14 protein-coding genes are annotated in these 15,621 nt (G+C 45.3%); all 14 read left to right on the top strand.

Translation table 11 applies throughout. The annotated features are described in order from the left end of the window. A partial coding sequence (locus tag AC1U9U_RS10955; protein ID WP_479960602.1) for a preprotein translocase subunit YajC occupies positions 1 to 228 on the top strand: 228 nt, incomplete at its 5' end. 159 nt (positions 229 to 387) lie between these two features. Then, complete coding sequence (locus tag AC1U9U_RS10950) at positions 388 to 1,131, top strand: EcsC family protein (protein ID WP_479960601.1); 744 nt, start codon at positions 388 to 390, stop codon at positions 1,129 to 1,131. A 117-nt stretch (positions 1,132 to 1,248) separates the two neighbouring features. After that, the gene (gene secD / locus AC1U9U_RS10945; RefSeq protein WP_479960600.1) at positions 1,249 to 3,462 is read left to right on the top strand and encodes a protein translocase subunit SecD; all 2,214 of its coding nucleotides are present in this window, start codon (positions 1,249 to 1,251) and stop codon (positions 3,460 to 3,462) included. 225 nt (positions 3,463 to 3,687) lie between these two features. After that, positions 3,688 to 5,379 carry a biosynthetic-type acetolactate synthase large subunit gene (ilvB, locus tag AC1U9U_RS10940; RefSeq protein WP_479960599.1) on the top strand — a complete coding sequence of 564 codons (1,692 nt, stop codon included), beginning with the start codon at positions 3,688 to 3,690 and terminating at the stop codon, positions 5,377 to 5,379. A gap of 6 nt (positions 5,380 to 5,385) precedes the next feature. Next, positions 5,386 to 5,880, top strand: a complete 495-nt coding sequence (ilvN, locus tag AC1U9U_RS10935; RefSeq protein WP_479960598.1) for an acetolactate synthase small subunit — start codon at positions 5,386 to 5,388, stop codon at positions 5,878 to 5,880. Positions 5,881 to 6,049: 169 nt separating this feature from the next. Further along, on the top strand, positions 6,050 to 7,018 hold the full coding sequence (locus tag AC1U9U_RS10930; protein WP_479960597.1) for a polysaccharide deacetylase family protein: 969 nt from the start codon (positions 6,050 to 6,052) through the stop codon (positions 7,016 to 7,018). Between the two features lie 228 nt (positions 7,019 to 7,246). Beyond that, positions 7,247 to 7,390: a hypothetical protein gene (locus AC1U9U_RS10925; RefSeq protein WP_479960596.1), complete on the top strand. Its 144-nt coding sequence runs from the start codon at positions 7,247 to 7,249 to the stop codon at positions 7,388 to 7,390. A gap of 455 nt (positions 7,391 to 7,845) precedes the next feature. Next, entirely contained in the window at positions 7,846 to 8,286 is a 441-nt protein-coding gene (locus AC1U9U_RS10920) for a hypothetical protein (RefSeq protein ID WP_479960595.1), read from the top strand. Between the two features lie 278 nt (positions 8,287 to 8,564). Further along, positions 8,565 to 9,482, top strand: a complete 918-nt coding sequence (locus AC1U9U_RS10915) for a cation diffusion facilitator family transporter (protein WP_479960603.1) — start codon at positions 8,565 to 8,567, stop codon at positions 9,480 to 9,482. 28 nt (positions 9,483 to 9,510) lie between these two features. Next, on the top strand, positions 9,511 to 11,727 hold the full coding sequence (gene recJ, locus AC1U9U_RS10910; protein ID WP_479960594.1) for a single-stranded-DNA-specific exonuclease RecJ: 2,217 nt from the start codon (positions 9,511 to 9,513) through the stop codon (positions 11,725 to 11,727). A gap of 18 nt (positions 11,728 to 11,745) precedes the next feature. After that, the gene (locus AC1U9U_RS10905) at positions 11,746 to 12,258 is read left to right on the top strand and encodes an adenine phosphoribosyltransferase (RefSeq protein WP_479960593.1); all 513 of its coding nucleotides are present in this window, start codon (positions 11,746 to 11,748) and stop codon (positions 12,256 to 12,258) included. Between the two features lie 28 nt (positions 12,259 to 12,286). Continuing rightward, positions 12,287 to 14,467: a RelA/SpoT family protein gene (locus AC1U9U_RS10900; RefSeq protein WP_479960592.1), complete on the top strand. Its 2,181-nt coding sequence runs from the start codon at positions 12,287 to 12,289 to the stop codon at positions 14,465 to 14,467. Between the two features lies 1 nt (position 14,468). After that, the gene (dtd, locus tag AC1U9U_RS10895) at positions 14,469 to 14,918 is read left to right on the top strand and encodes a D-aminoacyl-tRNA deacylase (protein ID WP_479960591.1); all 450 of its coding nucleotides are present in this window, start codon (positions 14,469 to 14,471) and stop codon (positions 14,916 to 14,918) included. A gap of 241 nt (positions 14,919 to 15,159) precedes the next feature. Beyond that, positions 15,160 to 15,621 (top strand): MBL fold metallo-hydrolase (locus AC1U9U_RS10890; RefSeq protein WP_479960590.1); only part of this gene is annotated, 462 nt, incomplete at its 3' end.

Raw genomic sequence — 15,621 nt, 5'->3', positions numbered from 1 at the left:
GATAAGATTATTACTGCCGGTGGGATCTACGGAAAAGTTAAAAAGGTCAAAGAAGATACTGTTATTATCCAAATTGCCGATAAAGTAGAGATTGAATTAAGCAGAAACGGCGTCGCTTCCGTAGAAAACCGCGAGATCGTGGTGGAAAAAGATAAAAAATCCGATAAAAAAGAAAAGGTCGAAAATAAAACTGAAGAAGAACCGGCACAGGAAAATGTAGTAGATTGAACTAAGAGTGCCTAAACCGATTTAGGGCACAATAAAGATCGGTATATAAGGGACTGATTAAGCAAGTGGATCACCACTTGCTTTCTTCAATATAGAACACTTGATTATCTTTTCGGAACCGCTCCCTTGGAAGAGCCATGAGGGATAAGGGGAATTACGATGACTTATGAAGAACATATTCAAAAAGAATTGATGGGGTGGCAAAAAAAGATGCTTCGGTCCCCCCGTTTTTACGAGAAAGGTCCCAAAGTCCTACAAAATAAGCTTAATGAGCTCTACCCCCAAAAATTTCTTGAGGCTCTAACGACAACAATTAAAGGGTTGGTGAAAGGGGTTCTTTTTAGTCTCGAATATATCCCTAAGGGTAAACCTTTAAAAAATATAAATTTGCAGGAAAGAGACCAACGTGCCTTAGAATTGCTGAAAACTTATAAGCGTGTAGCTGCGGCCGAAGGTGCGGGTACAGGGGCAGGAGGGTTTATGCTGGGAATGGTGGACTTCCCGGCTTTGATTGCGATTAAAATGAAGTTCCTTTTTGAATTAGCTCATATTTACGGCTATTCAACGCAGAATTATCGGGAGCGTTTATATCTGCTCTTTGTCTTTCAGTTGACCTTTTCCAGCCAGGAGAAGCGACCTGAAGTTTATTATAAGCTTGTCCATTGGGAGGAAACAGTTAAGGCTCATCCGGAATTAAAGGCCTTGGAATTGTTTGATTGGGAGCAGTTCCAGGTTGAATATCGGGATGCTATTGATCTAAGAAAAATGTTGCAAATGCTGCCGGGAATCGGTGCCGTAATCGGAGCGGTTGCTAACTATGGTTTGTTGGAAGACTTGGGGCAGGTGGGTATGAACTGTTATCGTCTGCGCATTCTCATGGAACAAGGCCTTATTCAGCATTAAGACATGGCGGATTGGTGTTCCTAAATATCCCCATGAATTGACACCATTAAGCATCGAGGATTATAATAAAATTTGTGCATGGGCAAGTTCCATTGAAATTTTAAGGGAGGAAAAATAATGAAAAGGGGAAGTTTCCTGAAGTTAACAGCAGTAATTTTGCTGATCGTTATTGCCGCGGCATTCTCTATCCAACCCCTTACGGATCCCGAGAAGGGAATCAATTTGGGTCTTGACCTGCGTGGGGGTGTTCACCTTGTCCTCCAAGCTGAGCCCGGACCGGACGGTGAGGAAATTACTGCGGAGGATATGGATAAGGCAAAGGGAATCATTAGTAAAAGGGTCAATGAAATGGGTCTTTCTGAGCCTATTATCCAGACCGATGTCGAAAAGAAACGGGTCATTGTGGATTTGGCCGGGGTACAAGATCCCGATAAAGCCGTTGAGACTTTAAAAACAACAGCAAAGTTAACCTTCAAAGACCCGCAGGGGAATATAGTAATTGAAGGTTCGGACCTTAAAGATGCCCGGGCGGGGCAAAGTTCCAGATCGGGTTATGTGGTTCATCTTACCTTCACTACCGAAGGTGCCAAGAAATTTGCTGAAGTTACCTCCAAAAATGTAGGTCAGCAGATTGGGATTTATCTTGATGAAAAGCTTCTGCAAAACCCTAAGGTTCAAGTTCCCATTACCGATGGACAGGCTGAAATTACCGGTTATTCCTCTCTTGAAGAAGCCGCAGAATATGCCGTTTTATTGAGATCCGGTGCCCTCCCTGTCAGCCTGAGTATTGCCGAGAAACGCACTGTGGGTGCATCCCTTGGGGTAGATTCTCTTCATAAGAGCATCAATGCCGGAATCATTGCCTTAGCATTCATAGTTTTATTTATGTTGGCATTATATCGCCTACCGGGCCTCGTTGCCGACATTTCACTAGTGGTCTTTACCCTTATCGTGCTTTGGGTATTAAAAGGGTTCGGTGCCGTACTGACCTTGCCTGGGATAGCGGGTATGATTCTCTCCATCGGTATGGCCGTGGATTTGAATATTATTATTTATGAGAGAATTAAGGAAGAGATCAAGCTGGGCAAGTCCTTGCGGGCAGCCGTGGAAGCGGGCTTTAGCCGGGCTTTTATTACAGTTTTTGATTCCAATATTACGACCTTATTTGCCGCGATAACTCTTTTCTTCTTAGGGACAAGCTCAATTAAAGGCTTTGCTATTACCTTGGGTATTGGTATTTTTGCCAGCCTTTTTACAGCAGTGACCTTTACCCGGATGATTTTGAGGTGGATTGTTAATATCAATCCCCGCATGAATACATTCTGGTTCGGTGTAAAGAGAGAGGCAAAAAAGCACGAACCGGAAAAGCAGCTCAATGCCCCCGCTCCTGCTGCCCATGCGGCAACCTATGAAGAAGTTAAAAACTCTATTCCCTTTTATTTTAATATTGTTAAACGCCGCTATATTTGGTTTGCCATCTCCTGCGTGTTGATTGCGGTAAGTATTGGTTCGGTGCTTTTCCAAGGGTTAAACCGCGGTGTAGATTTTACGGGCGGGACGATGTTGGATATCAAGTTCAATCAGCAGGTGACCCAAACGAAAATCAGCGAAGCTATGGGCTCAGTGGGATTAGAAGGTTCCGTGCAGCTTTCCAATAATGATATGGAGGCTTTGATTAGAACCGTTGCTTTAGAAGAAGACCAGCGCAATAATTTGCTTAACGCCTTGCAAACCCAAGTAGGAGACTATGATAAACAATCCCTTAAGGAAGATAAAGTTGGCCCGTCTATTGGGAAGGAACTGACTAACAATGCCTTTTTATCCTTAGCCATTGCTGCGGTTCTAATGCTGATTTATATCGGCTTCCGCTTCCAGTTCGCTTATGCGGTTTCCGGTATTGCCGCGTTGCTGCATGATGTTATTGTTACCCTTGGTGTGTTTTCACTTTTCCAATGGGAAGTGGACTCTACCTTCGTGGCCGCTATCTTGACGATCTTCGGTTATTCTATCAATGACACTGTGGTTATTTTTGACCGCATTCGGGAAAACGAACCTCGTTTGAAGCGTGGGGATAGCTACGAGGATATGGTAGACAAATCCATTTGGCAGATGATGGGTCGTTCGATTAAGACAGTTCTTACGGTTATCATCAGTTTACTTGCTATTCTTATCCTTGGTGGAGAATCAACACGGGGATTTGCTACGGCAATGCTTGTGGGGGTCTTGGCGGGAACTTACTCCTCTGTCTTTAATGCCAGCCAGATCTTGGTAGAGATCAAGAAGCGAATGAAGCCGAGGAGAGGCGGCAAACCCGCTAAGGCTAAAGCTTAAAATTTTAGCATTTTTGCCGGTTTCAGCATAATTTAATCTGACAATAGGAAATTCCGGGCTTGTTTCCCGGAATTTCTTTTAATCTGACTTCCATGCCGCCCGTGCAACATCACCCAGGGGTGGAAAAATCAAAAAATATATTATTTTTTTAATAATACCATAGTGCAATTTTTTTTATTCTGTACTATAATACAATCTAAATAGATATAAAGGAGGAGTGGGCGTATGCGGATGTCAGGAGCAAAAGCGGTAATTGAATGCTTGAAGCAAGAGAATGTTGACATTGTCTTTGGCTATCCAGGGGGATCGGTCTTGACTCTTTATGATGCACTTTATGAGACCCGGTTTCCCCATATACTAACACGTCATGAACAGGGTGCAGTGCACGCTGCCGATGGATATGCCCGTTCAACAGGGAAGGTAGGAGTGTGTATTGCCACCTCCGGTCCCGGGGCTACTAATTTAATCACCGGGATTGCGACGGCCTACATGGATTCGATTCCCCTGGTGGCGATCACCGGTCAGGTCGCAGTTTCTCTAATCGGTAGGGATTCCTTCCAAGAAGCAGATGTCACGGGAATCACTACCCCGATTACCAAACACAATTATTTAATCAAAGATGTCAATGACCTACCCAGAGTATTCAAAGAGGCTTTTCATATAGCCCGAACCGGCCGTCCGGGCCCGGTTTTAATTGACATTCCCAAGGATGTTTTTGCCGGGGAGCTGGATTTTCAATATCCGGAAAAAGTAAACTTAAGAGGGTATAAACCGTTATTTGAAGGGGATCCGCAAGTTATAGCTCAAGTCGCAGAGGAATTAGCCAAAGCCCAAAAACCTTTGTTTTTTGTGGGTGGCGGAGTTAATCTTGCCGATGTAGCCGGGGTTTTACAGGAACTTGTGGAATATACCGACATGCCGGTGATCTCCAGCCTCATGGGCTTGGGATGCATTCCCGATAAACATCCCCTGAACTTTGGGATGGTGGGTATGCACGGAACCTATGCGGCGAACATGGGCACTACCCAGACCGATCTATTGATTGGGCTCGGGGTACGTTTTGATGACCGTGTTACAGGGTTGCTTGCCGATTTTGCTTCTGAGGCCAAAGTAATTCATTTCGATATTGACCCGGCGGAGATTAACAAAAATATTATTGCTAACATCCGTGTGGTTGGAGATTTAAAGTGGTCTATTCCCGCTTTGTTGGATAAGGTTAAGGAACGTAGCCGTGAAGAGTGGAAGTCCGTCAACTTAGATTGGAAAGAACAGCTTAATGAGTGGCGTGAAAATAAACCCCTCACCTATACCCCTCGGGAAGGAATGGTCTTGCCCCAACAGCTCATTGAGCGAGTCAGCCAATCTGCTAATGAGGATGCGGTGGTAGTAACTGATGTGGGTCAGCATCAAATGTGGGCAGGCCAGTTTTATGAATTTAGACAACCACGGACCCTTCTTACCTCCGGAGGCTTGGGAACCATGGGATATGGGCTTCCGGCGGCACTTGGTGCTCAAGTAGGATGTCCGGGTCGCCAAATCCTGTTGTTTACCGGAGATGGTGGTTTCATGATGAATTGTCAGGAACTATCCACCCTAGCCGACCTTGAATTGCCTGTCAAAGTATTTATCCTCAACAATCAGATGCTTGGGATGGTAGCTCAATGGCAGCGGATGTTCTATAATGGACACTATTCCCATTCAACGATAAAGGGTCATACGGATTTTGTTAAACTGGCGGAGGCCATGGGAGTGGCCGGTTTAAGAGTAACAGATCCCCAGGAAGTAGATTCAGTAATTCAAAAGGCTTTGGAAATCCAAGGACCTGTAGTCGTGGAGATTCGAATTCCTGCCGATGAAAATGTATTACCAATGGTCCCGGCAGGAGGACGCCTTGACCAAATGATTATGGGGGGGTAAGGCACAATGAGACATACTTTAGCTGTACTGGTTGAGAATCGGCCAGGGGTTTTGACCCATATTTCAGGCTTAATCAGCCGCAGGGCTTTTAATATCGAGAGCATTGCTGCCGGTTATACGGAAGAACCGGATACAACTCGGATTACCATCGTGGTTCAGGCAGATGAGATGGAGCTGGAACAAGTCGTCAATCAGCTTTCAAAATTAGTTGATGTGATTAAGATTACCAACTTAAATGAGGTGGATTCGATTCAACGGGAACTGGCAATGATCAAAGTCAAAGCCAGTAGTGAGACCCGCTCCGATATTGTTGATATTGTTGATATTTTCCGGGCCAAAATTGTGGATGTGAACCGTGAGACTATGGTTATTGAGCTAACCGGGGAAGAAACAAAGATTGATGCCCTATGTGAAGTTCTTAAGGATTATGGGATTATCGAGATTGTCCGGACCGGGAAAATCGCCTTATCGCGGGGACCGATTCCGGCCAAGGATATGTAAAAATAAATGCCAAAAGCGGCCTATACTTTGGGATACCCCCGGTATGGGCCGCTTTTCTATGGCTGATATCTTTGGTTAGTGGGATTAACAAATTTAGTCAAAAAATATAAAGGAATCGATAGGTTAAGAGAGAATTTTTAAGATTAAATAAAAGGAGTTGAAAAAGCAGATGCAAAGCAATAAGTGGAAAGAAAGCGTCTTAGGGGCGAAGCAACAAGAAGGCCGGCGGTACCTTCAAGGTATCTTCTGCGTTTTGCTTATTGTTTTAGGGCTTTCGGTCACTTTGTTTAGTTCGGGTTGTATGGCTCATGGTGAGGATCAAGACCCTATTCAACCCGCTGTTCAACCTCTACCCCAGCCTCAACCCCAACCCCAACCCCAGCCTCAACCCCAGCCTCAGCCTCAACCTCAACCTCAACCTCAACCCAAATCTCCGGATCTACAGATTGATCAATCTTTGGAAAACAATCAAAGTCCTTTAGCCGTGCCGATTCTCTATTATCACTCCATTGCCTACGGGGAAGGGAACGAACTCCGAATCCCTCCGGAGGAATTCGAGGCGCATATGCAATTTCTCTATGAGAACGGATATAACAGTATTACTTTAAGGGAACTTTATCAATTCTTTTATGAAGGAGGAATACTTCCTGATCTCCCTTTTGTTTTAACCTTTGATGACGGTTATGAGGATAATTACATAAATGCTTTTCCGATTGCGGAGAAGTATGGCTTTCAAGGAACAGTCTTTATGGTGACGGACTGGATCGGTGGTGAGGGGTATCTGAAATCGGAACAACTTAGGGAAATGGTTCAAGCCGGTTGGCGGATTGAAAGCCATAGCGCCACTCATCCTTATCTAGACTCAGTTTCCGAAGCGGAGATAAAAAAGGAGCTTCTTAGCTCGAAGAAGGCCTTGGAAGAATTGCTGGGCCAACAGGGAGTAGCTATAGCTTATCCTTACGGAGTTTATAATCCCGAAATTATTGAGGCCGGTAAAGAGGCGGGGTATATTATGGGGTTAACGACTGAACGGGGCTGGGGGTTAGCCGATGATCCTTTCCGTATCCAACGAATCTACTGTTATGCACATATGGGCGTTAGTGAACTGAAAAGGAGAATTCAGAATCCCCATTATTAAGCAGAAAAAATCACAGGACATTTAACATTTATTCCCATAGACCATATCTTGTAGTGCAACCATATATTACCATCCAGAAAGGGGATAATAAATATGGCACTTGGCGCGGGCGGAGCATGTGGACCTAATTTCTTACCGGGAATTGCCGTAATAGTAGTAATCATTCTCCTGTTGATCGCAATGGGTATCGTATTCTGATTATCTTTTAAGAGTAAAGGAGGGCACTCTATGTACGGATATGGATATGGAACAGGTTTTGGCGGTTATGGAGTAGGTTGCGGTTGCGGTCACGGTGTAGGTTGGGGCGTTGGCGTCGGGATCATTGCTATCGCCATTCTAATTCTTATTGCACTTGGAGTAATATTCGGCTAAGATTTAATCAATCGGCCTCCCCAAATGGGGGGGCCGATTTTCGGCTTAAATAATCTCATCTTGAAGGAAGAATGAATTATTAAACCGTTGGAGAAACCCAACGGTTTAATTGAAGGTAGTACATATAATGAGGCTAAGACCTAGGATATTAGACTTAAGAAATTAAGAGTAAGAAATTAAATCATAAGAAAAATTATATTAAGAGAAGTAGTGTTTACCACCACCAGCGACGACGCCAGATACCCCATGGATATCCAAAACCAAAGCCCCAAAATGGAAAGCCCCACCACCACATATTTAATCCCTCCCAAATTTTATTTCATATCCAGGTTTTAATATAAAGTATGCAGTTATGGTATATTTTGACAACGGGATAGGAATATATTGTCATTGGGTTTATTTGGAGAAATAAGGGAGATAATAATTCAAGGTACTGATTGGAAGGGGGGATGGGGTTGACTTTTGTGATTCTAGTCATGTTAGAATGGCTACTTCTTCTAGGGGCAGCATTAATTTTCATGGGTGGAATTCGAGGAACAGTGGCAGCTGCGTTCATAATGAGTGGAATCCTCTGGTATACCCGACCGGACCAATTTTGGTTATGGGAAATCCCCTTTTTAATTGGGTTGGGCTTAAGTATTGGAATGCTGCTTGTTTTTGTTAAGAAGGCCGGTAAAACAAATATCGTTACCGGATTAGCCGGAGGTATAGCCAGCCTAGTGGTCTTTGGCGCCTTTTTTACCCCCATGCTGGCTGTTATAGCTTGGGCGTTAATTGTTGGTACCGGGTTGATACCCAAAATAAGGCTAAAGGATGTTGGTTGGGGAGTTTCCCCGGTTCTTTGGCGGGCTGTAATGGGGATAGTGCTTATTGTTGTTGGGAATATCATTATATAGAATATAGAAACTACAAAATTTCTTCTTGTCAAGATAAACCAATTTTGTTATTCTTAAAGAAACTATAAATACTAAGACACATGTATAATAGATATTGTCAGGCCTTAAGGCTGGGCTCCTTTGATCAGGGCAGCGGATTAGACCGTGGGACTTCTTAAAGAAGTCCTTTTTATTTTCACCTGGAGAAGTTATTTTAGATAAGATATACCAGTGTTCCCTTTGCCGAAAGATATGGAAATTTACAGTTAGGAGTGAGGTACTTGGAAACAAAAGAGAAGATGAAAGCTGCCAGCCTATCAGTACTTTCTAATACTTGTTTGACTGTGGGAAAGGTCGCTGTAGGATTGGCCAGCGGTTCTGTAAGTATTATCTCGGAGGGAATTCACTCCGGGATTGATCTTGTCGCCGCTGTCATCGCTTTCTTTGCTGTTAGGGAATCGGGCAAACCGGCCGATGACCGCCATGCTTATGGACATGGTAAGATCGAAAACGTGTCGGGCACAATCGAAGCCCTCCTTATTTTCGTTGCGGCAGTTTGGATTGTGGTAGAGGCTGTAGATAAAATAATCCATGGGGTGGTTCTGGAAAAGCTAGGCTGGGGTATGGCGATCATGGCTATATCAGCATTAGTGAATATAGGAGTCTCTTCTTACCTTATGAAAGTTGCCAAGAAAACGGATTCGGTGGCATTAGAGGCAGATGCCCTTCATCTTCGCACTGATGTATATACTTCTGCCGGAGTTTTTCTCGGACTGCTCTTTGTTAAATTAACCGGCTTGGCCATACTTGACCCTGTGATTGCTATGGTTGTGGCTTTGCTTATTTTTAAGGCGGCCTTTGATCTTACCAAAGAAGCTTTTATGCCCCTAGTGGATGTGCAACTGGACGAAGCTGAATATAAGCTAATCTTAGAGGTTCTGGGTGGATATTCTAAAGACTATGTGGAGTTTCACAAATTACGAACCCGCAAAGCCGGATCGGAACGTCATATTGATTTGCATTTGGTAGTCCCTAAATACCAATCCATGCTCGAGGTCCACGATTTATGTGATCGGATTGAGGAAGATATTAAGGAAAAGCTTCCGGGAACACATATTTTAATCCATGCTGAGCCTTGCAGTGATGTGGCAGAATCCTGCTGCCAAACTTGTGAAGATTTGAATTCCAATGTTATATGCACAGAGCGGAAGGGATAAGGTATAATGTTGCCTATGGAGGTGGAGTATGACAAAGAAAATCTGGACAAGACCACAATCCCTTCCATGGTCGAACAAAGATGGAGATTCACTTTCCTATAGATTAGGGATATCACCGATAGTTGCAGATATCTTGCGCCAACGCGGCTTTACAACGGAAGAAGAAATTCTTGAATTCCTGAGACCATCTATGCTCAATCTAAATTCTCCTTTTGCTTTTCGGGAGATGGCACAGGCGATTGAGCGCCTGGAGAAGGCGCGGAATAAAGAAGAGAAAGTCCTAATTTACGGGGATTATGATGTGGACGGCGTTACCGGCACTGCGCTAATGTATAAGGTGTTAACGGATTTAGGTTTTAAAGCCGTTGCCTATATTCCCAGCCGTATGGAGGAAGGTTACGGATTACATAAGGAAGCTATATTAAAGGCTTCCCAGGCTAATGTAAAACTCGTAATTACGGTGGACTGTGGGATTACCGCAGTGGATGAAATAGAGTATGCTAAGGCCCTGGGTATAGACATTATTCTTACGGATCATCATGAACCACCTGTTATTTTGCCCCGGGCTTTTGCTACCCTTAATCCCAAAATCACCGACTCAGGCTATCCTTTTCGTGATCTAGCCGGTGTCGGGGTAGCTTTTAAGTTAGCACAGGCTTTGCTGGCAAGGTTGGAACAAGATAAATCATGGCCTTATGCTGTACTGGAAATATTAGATCTGGCGGCTTTGGGAACCATAGCCGATCTTGTGCCCTTAGTAGGTGAAAACCGTATTATCGTGGCTTCCGGCTTACGCCAGATGGAAAATACTATTCACTTAGGCCTGCGTACCCTCCTTGAAGAGTGTGGCTTAGGGAATAAACCTCTTAAGGCCGGTCAAATAGCCTTTTTGGTGGCACCACGAATTAATGCCGCCGGAAGGATGGATAGTGCCCGTGCGGGACTGGAACTCTTGCTAACCGGACAGGTCGATCGGGCCAAGGAGTTAGCACGGTTTTTAAGTCGCGAAAATGCCCAGCGTCAAGAAACGGAAAAAGAAATTCTCGCTCAAGCCGTGGCGATTTTGGAAAAAGGCCCTCTTCCCCGGGTCATCGTCTTGTCTGGGCAAAACTGGCATCATGGGGTTATCGGTATAGTTGCTTCCCGCTTAGTGGAGCGTTATTACCGGCCTGTTTTTCTCATTGCCGAGGAGGATGATATGGGCAGAGGCTCTGCCCGAGGTATCGGTGGTTATCATGTGCTAAATGAGCTTAGCGACCAGGCAGAGCTGATGGAAAAATACGGCGGCCATAGTCAGGCAGCGGGCTTTTCGCTTAAACTTGAGAATATTCCTCAGTTTCGTGAGGCTTTAAATCGCTCTGCGGAAAAGTTTTCGGAAGATATGTTTTATGAACGAATTCAGGTGGACCGCTGCATCCCACTCGAGGCCCTTGACGCTTCCTTAATGCGGGAATTAGAGAGTCTGGCTCCTTTTGGCTTTGGCAATCCTACTCCGGTATTGGCCGGCAAGGGTTATTCTTTATATCAGGCGGATACTGTGGGCAAAGACCATGCCCATCTTAAGTGTCTGTTCGGTCCTCATGGAGAATGGGAAGGGGTTGCTTTTCGTAAAGGTGAGGAGCTAGAAAAAATCATCGCTTTAAAAACAGTGGATGTAGCCTTCGGGCTGGACTGGAACACTTTCCGGGGGGCTCAAAGCATCCAAATGATGATTAAGGATATCCAGCCGGAAGCTTTGTGGCAAGATGCGGAGAAACCACAACCGAATGCTCGGACCGAGATAGATTTAGGGTATTTAGAAGCTGCCCCGACTATGGTAGTAGAGCAAGGGTTTGAAAATATGGATTGGACTAAGAAAAATCGGGAAGAATGGATGAAAGCCTTTGCTCAAGGTCTTGTTCACGAAGATATTTTGAAAGAACGAATCGGGTTTTTAACCAGAGAAGACCTTGTCCAAATGTACAGAGTGTTATATGATTTGGCTATTAAGAATAATCCGATCTGCTGGCAGGTGGAGGAAATACCTCTTTGGCAAGCACGGACCGGAATAAAAATATTTGAAGAATTGGGTTTGGTCCGTTGCTTACGTCATGAGGAGCGAAGAATGTACTTGGAATGGATCCCGGCTACGAAAAAACTCAACTTGGAAGAGTCCTTGAGTTTTCGTACCGCGAAAAGACGCTGGGAGGAGATAGAGGAAACGCTCAGGATGACAATCCACAACAATGTACAAGCCATCGAATGATGAAAGGTGTGAAGAAACTTGGATTTTGACCGGTATATTCGCGTCATTGAGAATTTTCCCCAGCCCGGTATTTCGTTTAAGGATATTACTACCTTACTTAAGGATGGGGAGGCTTATCGGACTGCAATTGATGCCATTATTGAACAGCTCAAGGATTTAAAACCTGAAATAATTGTAGGACCGGAGGCGCGTGGCTTTCTGCTGGGGGCTCCGGTGGCTTATGCTTTAGGAATTGGCTTTGTTCCGGTACGTAAACCGGGAAAATTACCCGGTACAACGGTAAGCGAAACTTATGAGCTTGAATATGGTAGTGATACCCTGGAAGTTCATGCTGATGCTCTACAGCCGGGTCAACGGGTAGCCATTGTGGACGACTTGCTGGCCACCGGTGGAACCACCGCAGCTACCGCCCGCCTGATCGGAAAGACAGGGGCTAAAATCGTAGGAATCAGTTTTCTTATCGAACTGGGATTTTTAGAAGGTAGAGAGAAGCTAAAAGGGCACGAGGTATTTTCTTTGGTCAAATATTAATAGATAGGGCACAGGGAGGAGCAAATTAATGTCGTTTAGCGAGCTCATGGAAAAATTACATAAGGCATCTCCGGAAGGGAATAAGCTCGTAGAAAAGGCTTACTCCTTTGCAGAAGAGGCACACCGTGGGCAGCTTCGCAACTCGGGAGAAGAATATATTCAGCATCCTCTGGAAGTAGCCAAGATTTTATCGGAACTGGAAATGGATGAGGCAACCATTGCCGCTGCTTTGCTCCATGACGTAGTGGAAGATACACAATGCACCCTCGAAGATATCGAAAGAGAATTTGGCTCCCAGGTAGCCTTGTTGGTAGATGGAGTCACCAAATTAGGCCGGATTGAGTACAAGAGCAAGGTTGAACTTCAGGTTGAGAACCTGCGCAAAATGTTCTTAGCCATGGCCAAGGATATCCGGGTAATTCTAATTAAATTAGCGGACCGCCTTCATAACATGCGGACGCTTAAGTACCACTCCGAAAAGAAACAAAAAGAGATTGCTCAGGAAACTTTGGAGATTTTTGCCCCCCTAGCTAATCGCTTGGGTATTTTTCGGATCAAATGGGAGTTGGAAGATTTATCCTTCCGCTACTTGAAGCCTCAAGAATACTATGACTTATCCGAAGGAATTGCCTTAAAGCGTGCGGAACGGGAAGTACAGATCAATGAGGTCATCAACCTATTATGTAAGCGTTTATCCGAAGTTGGCATCCATGCGGATATAGCCGGCCGTCCTAAGCATTTTTACAGTATCTATCGCAAAATGATTAATCAACACAAAGAATTAAGTGAGATTTATGACTTAACCGCTATTCGGGTTATTGTTGATTCGGTCAATGACTGTTATGGGGCTTTGGGGATTATTCATACCATGTGGAAACCTTTACCGGGACGGTTTAAGGATTATATCGCCATGCCCAAACCGAATATGTATCAATCCTTGCATACCACTTTAGTCGGAGCTCATGGTGAACCTTTTGAAATTCAGATTCGGACTTGGGAAATGCACCGTACTGCGGAATACGGGATTGCCGCGCACTGGAAATACAAAGAAGGGGGCGGGAAACCTCCCGGCGGGAATTTCGAACAGAAGCTTTCTTGGCTCCGCCAGCTCTTGGAGTGGCAGCATGATTCCCGGGATGCCGGGGAATTCATGGAATCCTTAAAAATTGACCTTTTTGCCGATACTGTCTTTGTCTTTACCCCCAAGGGTGATGTAGTAGAGTTGCCGGCGGGGTCTTGTCCTGTGGATTTTGCCTATCGGGTTCACACAGATGTAGGGCATCGTTGTATAGGCGCCAAAATTAACAGTCGAATTGTTACCCTCGAAACTAAATTAACCAATGGGGATATTGTAGAAATCCTCACTTCCAAACAAGGTAATGGCCCCAGCCGGGATTGGCTCTCTTTTGTCAAGACCTCTCAGGCGAAAAACCGGATTCGCAGTTGGTTTAAGAAAGAGAAGCGGGAAGAGAATGTTGCCCGTGGCCGGGAAGGGCTGGAGCGGGAAGTCCGCAAGCTTGGTTTAGATCCTACCCAGGTGCTTAAAACCGAGACCCTACTCAAGATAGCCAAATCCTATAATATTACTAATGTAGACGATCTCTATGCGGCAATGGGGGATGGCGCCGTTACAGTTAATAAGGTCCTCATGCGCCTGCGGGAAGACCTTACTAAGGAAGAGCGTGAAAGACTCCAATTGGAGGCTCTGCAGCAAGGGGAGGGTAAGTCCTCCAGTGGGTACGGTAAAGCCAGCCAAGGGGTAAGGGTCAAAGGTGTGGATAATATCCTCATCCGTTTTTCCCGTTGCTGCAACCCCCTGCCCGGGGACGATATTGTCGGCTATATTACCAGGGGAAGAGGAGTCTCTATCCACCGCCGGGAGTGCGATAATATTAAATCCCATTCGCCGGAAGAGCAGGCCCGCATGGTTGAGGTGATTTGGGATGCGGAAGTGGAATCCATCTATCCCGTTGATCTGGAGATCTTCGCCTTAGATCGGCCGCGACTGGTGACAGATGTAATGAATGCTGTCTTAGAGACAAGAACCAGTATTTTAGGTATAAATGCTCGCGTGGGTAAAGACAAGATCACTCATATCCAATTAAGCATTGAGATCCGCAATCTGGGGCATCTATATAATGTCATGCAAAAGATTCGGCGGGTTAAAGATGTAAATTCCGTAGAACGGGTACATTTGGGAGGGCGTTAAGTTGCGCAGTGTAGTTCAGAGAGTGACCCGTGCTTCCGTTACTGTAGAGGGAGGAATTGTTGGTAAGATTGGAGCCGGGCTGCTAATCCTTTTCGGAGTCGGTCAAGGAGATGAACAGACCGATCTGGAGTGGATGGTAGAAAAGATCGTTGGCTTGCGGATTTTTGAAGATGAAGAAGGGAAGATGAATCGCTCGGTTCAGGATGTGGGTGGGGAAATCCTTATGGTTTCTCAATTCACTTTGTACGGGGATTGCCGTAAAGGGAAACGCCCCAGCTTCTCCGCCGCCGCCCCTCCTGAGATGGCTAAAGCCTTGTTTGACCAAGCTGTTGAAAAAGTGCGGGGGTACGGAATCCATGTAGAAACGGGGATTTTTCAAGCGGAAATGCAAGTGGAACTGGTTAATGATGGGCCGGTAACTCTACTTTTAGATAGTGAGAAGAAATTCTAACTCTTCATTTATTTTAGTCAGGTAGCTTATCCTACATCCGCGACCTTCGGGCGTGATCTCCCGAAACCATTCACTGGATGGTTTCTTTGTCGGAGAATCACGTGCTCAGGTGCTCCGGGGCTGGCGAACTTGTTTCCACAGCAGCTGCGCCAAACCCTTGGGTAGTCCTGATGTGAACCCGTGGCTTCGCTATTGCTGCGGAAATTGCGTTCAAAATTATATTATAAATGGAGGGGTGTACATGATTGAGTGTCGTGCCGTAGGAGCCATGGGAGCAAACTGTTATATAGTCGGCTGTCCGGAGACTAAGAAGGCAGCCGTTATCGACCCGGGAGCTAATAGTGCCGGTTTGCGGAAGTGGATAAATGATCTGGGAGTTCAGGTAGAGTATATCCTCTTAACCCACGGGCATTTTGACCATATTGGAGCGGTGGATGACTTACGTAAAGCATATCAGGCTAAAGTAGGGATTCACAAAGATGATGCAATTATGCTGACCAGTGGTGCTCATAATCTCTCGCGAATGTTGGGGAGGTCCTTTGACTTTGAGCCTGCCGATTTTTTGCTGGAAGATGGGCAAGTGATTCAAGTTGGGAACCTAACCCTTAGGGTAATCGCTACTCCCGGACATACTCTTGGGGGAGTTTGTTTTTTAACTTCAGATCGGAAGAGGCACACGTCTGAACTCCAGTCACCAGCGGTA

The organism is Desulfitobacterium sp. (assembly GCF_982384815.1).
The sequence above is the reverse complement of the archived record's forward strand: the minus strand, read 5'-3'. Positions and strand labels throughout refer to the sequence as shown.

Bases quoted from the DNA above. Each gene is read 5' to 3' on its own strand.
- AC1U9U_RS10950 (WP_479960601.1), top strand. From the start codon at position 388: ATGACTTATGAAGAACATATTCAAAAAGAATTGATGGGGTGGCAAAAA.
- secD (WP_479960600.1), top strand. From the start codon at position 1,249: ATGAAAAGGGGAAGTTTCCTGAAGTTAACAGCAGTAATTTTGCTGATC.
- ilvB (WP_479960599.1), top strand. From the start codon at position 3,688: ATGCGGATGTCAGGAGCAAAAGCGGTAATTGAATGCTTGAAGCAAGAG.
- ilvN (WP_479960598.1), top strand. From the start codon at position 5,386: ATGAGACATACTTTAGCTGTACTGGTTGAGAATCGGCCAGGGGTTTTG.
- AC1U9U_RS10930 (WP_479960597.1), top strand. From the start codon at position 6,050: ATGCAAAGCAATAAGTGGAAAGAAAGCGTCTTAGGGGCGAAGCAACAA.
- AC1U9U_RS10925 (WP_479960596.1), top strand. From the start codon at position 7,247: ATGTACGGATATGGATATGGAACAGGTTTTGGCGGTTATGGAGTAGGT.
- AC1U9U_RS10915 (WP_479960603.1), top strand. From the start codon at position 8,565: ATGAAAGCTGCCAGCCTATCAGTACTTTCTAATACTTGTTTGACTGTG.
- recJ (WP_479960594.1), top strand. From the start codon at position 9,511: ATGACAAAGAAAATCTGGACAAGACCACAATCCCTTCCATGGTCGAAC.
- AC1U9U_RS10900 (WP_479960592.1), top strand. From the start codon at position 12,287: ATGTCGTTTAGCGAGCTCATGGAAAAATTACATAAGGCATCTCCGGAA.